The sequence below is a fragment of the Microcoleus sp. PH2017_34_RAT_O_A genome, from assembly GCF_020737885.1.
In the GTDB taxonomy this organism is placed as follows: Bacteria; Cyanobacteriota; Cyanobacteriia; order Cyanobacteriales; family Microcoleaceae; genus Microcoleus.
Genome location: NZ_JAEQDD010000193.1, coordinates 1 through 2,616, shown reverse-complemented (window position 1 = coordinate 2,616; position 2,616 = coordinate 1). Strand labels below are relative to the sequence as shown.

The following is a 2,616-nucleotide window of genomic DNA, read 5'->3' as shown; positions in this document are numbered from 1 at the left end:
ATTGTGAATGCAGACTTAAATGGTGCTGCCAAGTGCGATTCGTTCAGTCGAAACCGAGAAATCGGGGGATGACTGGCTTCTACAGGGTAATCCATCAGGATTGAGGAAAGCACTTTAATCCCTTGTAGATGATAACTTAATAACCTTGCAGGTGAGCGTCAGTATCCTAGAAAGCGTCAAATCCTGCCCCTCAGACGTAGAGGTGAAAGCATATCCCCCACTGTAGAGACTAGCCATCAATCGGTGAAGCGGGGATAAAAGCGGAAAGAGCTACTAGCCTAAAAAGTGGTATCCCGTGAGCAAGTTCCTATGGATAACGAAAGTGAAGTCACTGCCTGAATCACCGTTACTCCGAACCAGCGAAATAAGGCTTCTTGCGCTGGTAGTCCCAAAAGGGCATTAGTACAGGGTGGTATGAGGATTTTGCCCGACATACCTACGTTACCCAAAAACTCGGTGAAAAGGTGACATCCTAATGGAACAAACCAAAGGTTATGAGGAACGAAGTAACCCACCTGATTACTCTCGGAGAGGTCGAATACTCCGAGCAGTCAGCTAAGACGAAACCTCTGGATTATCCAGGTAACAGGTGGTAGAGATTGAGTCAGAAGCCAACGCCTCACTGTAATGGTGAAGGATATGCTAACGGACTCACGGTAATACGGATGGTATAGCTACAATTCGCAATGTAAATGTCATGAACACGGCAATAAAACCGATGTATGAATGGAGCGATATCAACTGGCGAAAGCTAGAACGTAACGTCTTTAAGTTGCAAAAACGGATATATCAAGCGTCTAATCGTGGTGATGTCAAGCTAGTACGCAAACTCCAGAAATTGTTGATAAGTTCTTGGACAGCAAGAGCATTATCGGTTCGTCGGGTAACTCAGGATAATCAAGGGAAGAAGACGGCTGGTGTGGATGGTGTGAAATCGCTAACCCCAAAGCAACGTTTCGCCTTGATAAATAAAATATCACTGGGTTCTAAGGTTAAGCCAACACGCCGAGTTTGGATACCCAAACCAGGGACAGATGAGGAAAGACCATTAGGCATACCGACAATGGAAGACCGAGCTTTGCAAGCGTTAGTCAAACTGGTGTTAGAACCAGAATGGGAAGCGCGATTTGAAGCTAACTCATACGGCTTCAGACCTGGGCGCTCATGTCACGATGCTATCGGAGCAATATTCTTGGCAATAAAGCAAAAATCAAAATATGTGCTGGATGCCGACATTAGCAAATGCTTCGACCGCATTAACCATGATGTACTTCTCTCAAAATTGAATACCTATCCTACCTTACGGAGACAAATCCGAGCTTGGTTAAAAGCTGGTGTAATGGATGGAAACAAGCTGTTCCCAACTGATGAAGGTACACCACAGGGCGGGGTGATTTCACCTCTACTTGCCAATGTCGCCTTACATGGGCTTGAGGAATTGATTATGGGTTTAGCCCCAAAATTCGAGATGAGAGACTCTCGTGGTCATACTTGTGGATTACGAGACAAAATCAAATCGATTTCACTGATAAGATATGCTGACGATTTCGTAGTCCTCCATGAGGATGTAGAAGTCGTAAAGCTGTGTAAGGTTGAGATAGAGAAGTGGTTAAGTGACATTGGGTTAGAACTAAAACCGAGTAAAACAAAGATAGCCCATACCCTGAATAGACTAGATGGGGAAGAATCTGGATTTAACTTTCTAGGATTCAACATCAAGCAGTTTCCAGTAGGAAAATATAACTCGGGAATAGGGACTAGAGGTGTCTTATTGGGTTTTAAAACTATTATCACCCCCAGTAAGGAAAGCCAGAAGAGGCACTACAGAAAAGTTGCAGAAGTAATAAATAAGTCGCGTGGCTTAAATCAAGCGACTTTAATTAAGAATCTCAATCCTATCATACGGGGTTGGTGTAACTACTTCTGTTCAGTCGTCAGCCAGAAAATATTTGCAAGGCTGTGGCACTTAGTGGTTTGGAAGCTCCTCAAATGGGGTCGTCATCGTCATAGGAACAAAGGCAGAGGGTGGATACGCCTTAAATACTTCAAAACCGTAGAAGGCAATAACTGGGTGTTTGCAACCGGAGAGGGTAACAATCCTTATGCGCTAATACAACATAGCTCCACGGAAATAAAACGCTATGTAAAGGTAAAAGGAAAAGCATCCCCCTACGACGGTGACTGGTTATATTGGAGTTCAAGAATGGGAGTACACCCCGAAATACCTGCGAGAGTGTCTAAACTACTCAAGCGTCAAAAAGGGAAATGCACCCACTGCGATAACTACTTCAAAGATGGAGATTCGATAGAAGTTGACCACATCATCCCTAAATCGAAAGGTGGAAGGGAATCTTATGATAATTGGCAACTACTCCATCGACATTGCCACGACACAAAGACCGCCAACGATGGCAGTCTCGGTAACAAATCTAGCTGTAAAAGTGCTAAACCTAAGCCACCAGTGGAACCAAGCCTTTGGGTTTGGGAAAACGATATGTTGGTAATGACGTACTGATGACAACAGCCGTTTTATTGAGGAGCCCAATGATGGGAAACTATCACGTTCCGTTTTGGAGAGCAGTGGAGGGGGCGACTCCTTCACTGACTTTAATTATT

The 2,616-nt window shown here is 44.3% G+C and carries 1 protein-coding gene; it reads left to right on the top strand.

The window, feature by feature from the left end; translation table 11 throughout:
* The first annotated feature begins 697 nt into the window (after positions 1–697).
* Positions 698–2,515, top strand: a complete 1,818-nt coding sequence (gene ltrA, locus JGK11_RS32615) for a group II intron reverse transcriptase/maturase (RefSeq protein ID WP_293214488.1) — start codon at positions 698–700, stop codon at positions 2,513–2,515.
* The last annotated feature ends 101 nt before the right edge of the window (positions 2,516–2,616 follow it).

Bases quoted from the DNA above. Each gene is read 5' to 3' on its own strand.
- ltrA (WP_293214488.1), top strand. From the start codon at position 698: ATGAACACGGCAATAAAACCGATGTATGAATGGAGCGATATCAACTGG.